This is a genomic window from uncultured Clostridium sp. (genome assembly GCF_934754915.1).
In the GTDB taxonomy this organism is placed as follows: Bacteria; Bacillota; Clostridia; order Clostridiales; family Clostridiaceae; genus Clostridium.
The window spans coordinates 1-7913 of sequence record NZ_CAKVKB010000142.1 but is presented as its reverse complement, the minus strand read 5'-3'; the positions used below and the strand labels follow the sequence as shown (position 1 = coordinate 7913).

Sequence of the window (7913 nt, the reverse complement as noted above, 5' to 3'; positions counted from 1 at the left end):
TCAATTAATAATATTTATTGAATAAAAAAGTAATTTGCGATTCCAATTAATAGTATTAATATAAAAGAAATAAGGGTAAAGATACAAGTATTTACACCTTATGTTAAAAAGTATATAATTTAATGTAAGATTTTGTGTAAATTAGAGGGGGAAAATTCATGACAGAAAATCAATTTTCTAGATTAAACAAGGTATTATTTATTATTTTATTTATTTTCCATACATATCTTCTTATGACGATGATAGGACAAATATTAGAGGCAGGGGCCCGATTATCTTATGTTATACAACTGACAGTTTTTTTATTAGCTTGGATTTTGCTTATTTTTTTCTATTTTAAAAGGGGAAATTCAATTGCTTTTGTAAAAGGGGCATTTGCTTCTTCGATTTTTTCACTTTTTGTTACTCTTACATTAAATCATAATTATTTTACTGTTATATATTTATTTTTAATATTAGCTTTATCAATGTTATACTCAGATAAAAAACTTACTTTGATTGTATCATTGTCAGTTATCTTAATAAGTGTGATTCACAATGCCAAATTTCTGTTAGAGTCTAATTTTAAGGATGATGCTTTACTTAGTGAATGCTTCATTCAAATGAGTATCATTATAATGATTTCTTATGCAAGTATTAAAATAACAGGTTTATTAGCTCAATTTAACAATGAAAATATTCAGAAAATAACTGATAATGCAAATAAGCATGCAGAAACAGCAGCTAAACTTATAGGAATTTCAGAAGAATTGGTAAAGGATTTTGATAAATCTGAAAAGATGATAAAAGATTTGAAGAATATAATTGAAGCTAACAATTATTCAATGAACAATATTGCACAGAGTACTGAAGATACAGCAGAAACAATTGAAAAACAAAGTCAGATGACTTTTAATATAAAGAATAATATTGAAAATACTGAAAAAGAAGCTTTAAAAATAGCTGATGCATCTGACACTACTTATTCTTTGATTAAAGAAAGCCTAAAAACTTTCTCACATTTAAGTGAAAATACTGTAGTAGTTAAAAACGCAAATATGTCTTCTATCGATTCAATAAATGTTTTATCAAAGAATATTGAAGAAGTTAAAGATATAACTAAAGACATTACAGAGATTTCTGAAAATACAAATCTTCTTGCTTTAAATGCATCTATAGAAGCTTCAAGAGCTGGAGAATTAGGAAAAGGATTTTCAGTGGTTGCAGAAGAAATCAGAAAATTATCTGAAGAGACAGGTAAAGCTACAAATAAAATATCAACAATAATAAATGATTTAATAGAAGATATAGAAAATGTATATTCAAATGTGAATAATTCAGCAGCATCTAGTGAAAAACAAAATGAAATGGTAAGTAGTGTTTTATCTAAATTAGGAGATGTTGATGCAGTAACAAGTGGATTGAACGATTCTATTATAAACACTAAAAATATGGTTCATGAAATCAATAATTCGAATGCAACAATATTAGATCATATATCTACTTTATCTGCTACAAGTGAAGAAGTTGCAGCATCTTCTCAGACTGTATTAAAAGACAGCGAAAAATCAGTTGAAATAGTAAATGATTTTGAAAATCTGATGAAAGGAATTTATCTTTTAGCAGAAAAATTGAAGTTAGATGATTAAATAAAATTATGTTAATAATAAGCTAGAAATTATTTTTAATAAAGTTTTCCAAGTGGCAATAATAGCCTTATAGGAAAACTTTATTTCATTTCTAAAAGATATATTGGAATTAACAATATATAATATAATTTACAATTAAGGATGAAATTTTTGCAAGATTTATTTAATGTTTTTCATTCATAAGATAAATTTTAATATTGCAACATATATAGAAATAATCTTCAGGTTATATTATAATAGTTCAATGGGAAAATGTATTTGTAACAAAAGAATATTAATTTATTTTTGAAATACTTTAAAGCAGGAATTGCCAAAACAACGTTAAAATAATGAAGATTAAAATTAAAATATGTGCTACAATATGTAATGGCACAGAATAGTAATTAACAATACACACAGAATAAATTATTAAGTGAGGAAATTTTATGAATAACAATATTGCAATTTTAACAGATACAAATAGCGGAATGACAAAAGAACAAGCTGAAAGCTTAGGCGTGACTATTGTCCCAATGCCTTTTTACATAAATGGTGAACTTTATTATGAAGGAATCACATTAAATGCAGATGAATTTTATAAACATTTAGCTGATCATGCAGAAGTTCATACTTCTCAGCCTGCACCAGGGGAAGTGATAAAGATATGGGAAGAACTTTTAAAAGAAAAAGATGAAATTGTATATATTCCTATGTCAAGTTCACTTAGTGGAAGCTGTGAAACTGCACAAATGTTGAGTGAAGATTATGAAGGAAAAGTTCATGTTGTAAATAATAGGAGAATTTCTGTGACACAACTTCAATCTGTAAGAGATGCTGTTAATTTAGCTAATGCCGGGAAAAGTGGTGCAGAAATAAAAAAGATACTGGAAGATAGACAATACGAATCAAGTATATATGTTACTCCTGATGATTTGGATTATTTAAAAAGAGGCGGAAGGATAACACCTGCTGTAGCATCTATAGCAAAAGTGCTTAATATAAAGCCAGTTTTAGAAATCCAAGGGAAAAAGCTTGATTCATTTAAGAAAGTAAGAGGCATGAAACAGGCTAGAAGAGTCATGAAGACAGCAATACATGATGATATAAAAAATAGATTTTCAAATCTTTCAAAAGTAAAAGTATATGCAGCATATACAAGCAATAGAGAACTGGGAGAATTATGGAAGGCTGAACTTGAAGAAGAATTTCCAGGATATGAAATAGAATTATATCCATTATCATTAAGTGTAAGCTGCCATATAGGACCTGAATCTTTAGGCGTTGGATGTGCAGAAGTTATAGAATAAACATATTAATGTAGTTTTATTATTGTAACATATATACATGCTGCAATAATGAAATTATATGATAATTGAGGATTTTTCATATTAGCATAAATACAAAGTTCAACTCAACATATAGTATATTTTCAATAAAGATAGGCACTATATGTTGAGTTAAATAATGTAAAATTATAATTATGAAATATCCACAATTAAAAGAACTGTCGCATTGAAAAATTAGTTACTATATACAGTATGTGAATCAAATTACTTGATGCTATATATGGTATGATCTGATTTTGGTGCGGCAGTTTTATTCTTTATTGTCAATAAGAACATGTATTAGTTATTCATTATCAATAAGAATATATATCAGTTATTATAAAAAGATGAAAACAAACTTTGAATACCTTCCATAAGAATAGGATATATACATATAAGGTCTTTATTGAGATTGGATAAATTTTTAAAATATGAATTTATTGTATGGTTTGAACAGCAGCTGAAGTTCTCATTTGACACTTTCCATATTTCACATCCTTCATAAGGATTTGCTGTGCCTAAAAACATATTGTTTTCAGAAGAAACTATAAGAGTTCTTCCACCATAGTTATTAGGATTATTAAGGCCGTTTAAAATTGAAGGGCTGAAATTAGTGCCATCATGAGATTGATAAATTTGAAAACCTTTAGTGTAATTATATTGTTTCATAAGAAATAGGATTTTTGAATATGATTCTGTGATTTTTCTATAATTATCAGGACCTATTTTTTTTATATAATTTTCTTTATTGTATAAGAATCCTTCATATATTGTTTCTATATTTGTAGAATCATTAAATGTTGTTATAACGAGGGTGTCTTTAAATTCTTTGATCTGCCATCCATAAACATTGAAAAAATTATTAAATCCAGACTTAAATCCAGAAATGCTCTTGTTTCTTTTTCCAGTTGATGGAAGTGTAGCAGCTAGAGGATCACTGCCTACAACAATCTGCCAATTATCATTTTTATCAATTCTTATTAAATCAAAACCTAAAGGTGCATATAATGATAAAGGAAGAGCTTTTGATACAGCTGCATAAAGATGATTTTTAAATATTCCAAATGACATTATATTTTTATTAGTCTTATCGCCAAAACCTTTATCAGAAATTAATGTCCAGTCATTCATTCCAGGTTTTTGGTTATCAGAACGCCAGATTTCACACCCATTATCAGAATTAACACCAAGATAAAGTCTGTCATTAAAAACACACATATCATCAATTCCGTTATGTGGATTTTTATTTTTATTGAAAAGAGCATTATATTTATCATCAGAAGAAATTACAGGTTTAAATGGTTCATATTGTGGATCAGGACTGGAATATAAGGAAGGAGCATTTCCGCCTAATCCGTTTTTGAGGGTTGAAATATATAATTGGCCATTAAAAGATACCATAGCTCTTGAACTTGTTCCAGATAAATCTGGAGTGCATAGTTTCAGCCAGTGCACTCCATCAATGCTTTTAAACATAGATACTTTTTCACCCATAGTTGCAGCATAAATTGCTTTTTTATTTTTACTTTTATGGACAGTCATAATTCTAAAACCATAAGACTTATCAGCTGGAGCAGTTTTAAAGACTCTTTCCCAAGAAGAACATGTTCCATCTTTTTTATATCTCCATATTTCAGCATTATTATCAGTACCTGTTTTTAATGAGGGAGGAATACCTATATTTGAAAAGGAATTGGCCATTGATGAAAACATATTTCTCGATGTACCAACATATATATAATCTTCAAATTCAACCATTGACCAAGCATAACTGTTTTGTCTGGCATTTTTAATATTATATTTATCAAATCCATTTACTTCTATTATTTTTTTGTAGGTAAGCATAAATTTATCACCTCTTTGTATTATGGATATTGTATAAGTCATTATATGCAAAGGAGATAAAAAAAGTGAAAATGAGCGTATATATTTCAATTGACAATGATTATGAAGTTTTAGTTTTATTAACGATATATATTTATTACAAGATTAAAAATATATTTTAATTTGTCTGATAAATAAAAAATGTCAAAGAAATCTTATAAGGATTTAAATCTTGACTATAAATTAAAACATATATGATGCGATGAAATGTGCCATAAAATATACCTGTTTTGAATTTAATGTGAAAAAACAGAAAAAAATATAAAAAAATATAAAAAAATGTAGAAAATGAATAAAAAATGTGTTATTATAGATGTGAACAAAAGATGGCTAATATGATATTCACAAAAAGTAAGTCACTAATCCCCCCCATAAGGATGAATTTTACTCCTAAGATAAATATTTAATCCCCTATAAAATATTTATTTTAAAACTAGTTTAGGTGTAAAAGTGATGAAATAAAATTCAATAATAAAAAACAAAAGATAATTTCCTAACAATTTCAAAAACCTATTATTTTATGAGCATACGTATTTACACAATGTACGTATGCTGTTTTTTATTATATTATTGTTTGTTATTCCATATTTTTACTGTATAATATTCATATATGTATATGGAGGGATTATTATGAGTGAAAAAATGTGGAATATAATGCAAAGGGTTAAAAAAAGACGAAAAGAATTAAATTTATCATATAAAGACCTTTCTGAGAGGACGGGTATTTCTAAAGGTACACTTGAAAAGTATGAAAGTGGATTAATAAAAAATGTTCCAATTGGAAAATTTCAATTATTGGCAGATGCTCTTGAAATAAAACCTTATGAACTTATGGGATGGGATGGAGAATATCTTCTTTCGCAAAAACAAAAAGATGAAGAACATGCAGATATAGTAGATCTTCATAATGTATTTTTGAAATTAAATGAAACTGGAAGAAGAAATGTTCTTAAATATATGTCTGATATTCTTTCAATAGATAAATATAGACAAAAATAATAATTAAATTTTATTCTTTACATGTTATTTTTAATAAATTTTTTTCATATTTTTGGACAATTTATGAATAACAGTGTAAAAGGACAGAAACACATAGATTGTAAAGCAGAATTTTTATATAGGGAATTTATGAATTTCTGTAATAAAACGTTAAAATTGTATGGGTACATTGGACTGATGTGGAAAATGATGCTATTCTTTGTTCCATGAGATAACAGGAATAAGTAAATCTTGTTTTAATAACACAAATAGGGGGCAGAAAACATGGAAACAGAAGTAAGAAGCAGTAAAACAAAAACGATGGTAAAAATGGCCGTCATGATTGCAATGGTATATTTGGCAACATTTTTGATAAAAGTACCATCAATTAATGGTTATACTCATTTGGGAGATTGTATGATTTTCCTTTCAGTATTAATATTAGGATCCAAAAAGGGTGCTTTGGCTGGAGGAATTGGAGCAGCACTTGCTGATTATCTTGGAGGATACATGATATGGGTAATTCCTACATTTGCTATAAAAGCTTTAATGGCATTAGCAATGGGTATAATTACAGAAAGAATTCTTGACAAATGGAGATTTGGATGGATTGTAGGAGCAGTAGCTGGTGGAATTGTACAAATTGTATGCTATACATTAGTTAAATTTCCGTTATTTGGGGCAGCAGTAGCATTAGCAGAACTTCCAGCACTTATATTACAGACAGTAAGTAGTGTTGTGCTTGCAGCAGTATTGGTTTCTTTACTTAAAGAATCAGGAATTATTAAAAAGTTGAGAGAATGTTAAAAATAAGAAAAGATTAAGATAGAGAATTGTTTCATAAAAATAAATTCTATTGTACTTATTATTTCTATTTAAAGTAGTAAATACAATAAAACTTTAGATATTTTATGAGACAATTCTCTTTTTGTAGCATTTTATTAAACGCTTACAAAATGTGAGCATATTGAAAATCAAAGAAATCATGAAAAGATTTTATTTTTATATAAGAAATTATATTTTGGATAATCTATGGATAACTTTTGAAAATAACAGAAACATAGTAAATTCTCAATTCTGCATTGTTAAATATATTATTAGAGCTGTTTTATGAGAAAAAACATAAAAATACATATAATTCTAATTTGTCGAATAAAAAAATGAGAAAAAAATAAAAAAATGTAGAAATTAAGAAGAAAATATGTTATTATAAATACAAGCAAAAGATGATTATAGATTTAGAAACGAAATAAGTAAGAACAAAAGAAAAAGTTTTATAATGATGATATTATATTAAAACCAAAGATAATCCCTTATAATCTTCAAAACCCCTATAGAAATCAGTAAATGTACTTGCCAACTGCACTTACTGGTTTCTTTTTTTATTAAAATTTGTTCGAAAAAAAGATATATGTTGTAATTAACAATTTTTAAGAATTGCGCAGAAAAAATACCGCAAATTCTTGTGAATAATGCGGTATTTTCTTAATTTAATATTTTACTATATCTAAATTATTCATTATCAAAAAACATAGTATATTCAATTTCCTTTGTTTCTTCACTAAAATGTTCATCCAAAACCTTAAAACCGTTTTTGTAATAAAAATTCACTGCATTTTTATTTTTTATAAACACATCTAATTTGAGATGCAAATATTTAGACTTACAATAATCTATTAATTTCTTACCTATCCCTTCTCCTTGATATTCTTTTTTTACGAAAAGTCCTGCTATATAATTTCCATCAATAACCCCTATAAAAGCCTTTATAACATTATTTTCTTCATATATATAAATATCAGCTGCTGGTAACATTTGTTTAACTAACTCATAATTATTAATCCAGTATTCCTTTTGTATAAAATTATGAGCATCCACATTTGTATCAATCCAAATTTTCATTACTGCATCTAATTTACTTAAGTCGAAATTTTTAATCATACTCTTCTCCTCAATTTTTTAAAATATTAAAAATAAGAGTCGAATACATCCATCAAGTTCACCCTTTCTGTTAATGTAAACATCTTTTTCTTATTAAGTATAACATATTTTATAAGCACTGCACATTATTCAATTTTCAAAGAACATTTTGATTTACTACGTTCATTCTGCATATAAT

At 26.7% G+C, this 7913-nt stretch carries 6 protein-coding genes; 4 read left to right on the top strand and 2 right to left on the bottom strand.

The genetic code is table 11. The features are described 5' to 3' along the window. The first annotated feature begins 158 nt into the window (after window positions 1–158). Window positions 159–1628, top strand: coding sequence for a methyl-accepting chemotaxis protein (locus Q0F58_RS15590; protein WP_294378574.1), 1470 nt, complete (start codon window positions 159–161; stop codon window positions 1626–1628). 425 nt (window positions 1629–2053) lie between these two features. Beyond that, complete coding sequence (locus Q0F58_RS15585) at window positions 2054–2914, top strand: DegV family protein (protein WP_294378572.1); 861 nt, start codon at window positions 2054–2056, stop codon at window positions 2912–2914. Between the two features lie 348 nt (window positions 2915–3262). On the opposite strand, the gene Q0F58_RS15580 is transcribed toward Q0F58_RS15585, so the two are convergent. After that, a complete protein-coding gene (locus tag Q0F58_RS15580; RefSeq protein ID WP_294378570.1) occupies window positions 3263–4777 on the bottom strand; it encodes a hypothetical protein in 1515 nt (504 codons plus the stop codon). Window positions 4778–5446: 669 nt separating this feature from the next. On the opposite strand from Q0F58_RS15580, the gene Q0F58_RS15575 reads away from it, so the two are divergent. After that, window positions 5447–5815: a helix-turn-helix domain-containing protein gene (locus Q0F58_RS15575; RefSeq protein WP_294378568.1), complete on the top strand. Its 369-nt coding sequence runs from the start codon at window positions 5447–5449 to the stop codon at window positions 5813–5815. 264 nt (window positions 5816–6079) lie between these two features. Continuing rightward, on the top strand, window positions 6080–6601 hold the full coding sequence (locus Q0F58_RS15570) for an ECF transporter S component (protein ID WP_294378566.1): 522 nt from the start codon (window positions 6080–6082) through the stop codon (window positions 6599–6601). A 705-nt stretch (window positions 6602–7306) separates the two neighbouring features. On the opposite strand, the gene Q0F58_RS15565 is transcribed toward Q0F58_RS15570, so the two are convergent. Further along, the gene (locus Q0F58_RS15565) at window positions 7307–7735 is read right to left on the bottom strand and encodes an N-acetyltransferase (RefSeq protein ID WP_294378564.1); all 429 of its coding nucleotides are present in this window, start codon (window positions 7733–7735) and stop codon (window positions 7307–7309) included. Window positions 7736–7913: the final 178 nt, after the last annotated feature.

Bases quoted from the DNA above. Each gene is read 5' to 3' on its own strand.
- Q0F58_RS15590 (WP_294378574.1), top strand. From the start codon at position 159: ATGACAGAAAATCAATTTTCTAGATTAAACAAGGTATTATTTATTATT.
- Q0F58_RS15585 (WP_294378572.1), top strand. From the start codon at position 2,054: ATGAATAACAATATTGCAATTTTAACAGATACAAATAGCGGAATGACA.
- Q0F58_RS15580 (WP_294378570.1), bottom strand. From the start codon at position 4,777: ATGCTTACCTACAAAAAAATAATAGAAGTAAATGGATTTGATAAATAT.
- Q0F58_RS15575 (WP_294378568.1), top strand. From the start codon at position 5,447: ATGAGTGAAAAAATGTGGAATATAATGCAAAGGGTTAAAAAAAGACGA.
- Q0F58_RS15570 (WP_294378566.1), top strand. From the start codon at position 6,080: ATGGAAACAGAAGTAAGAAGCAGTAAAACAAAAACGATGGTAAAAATG.
- Q0F58_RS15565 (WP_294378564.1), bottom strand. From the start codon at position 7,735: ATGATTAAAAATTTCGACTTAAGTAAATTAGATGCAGTAATGAAAATT.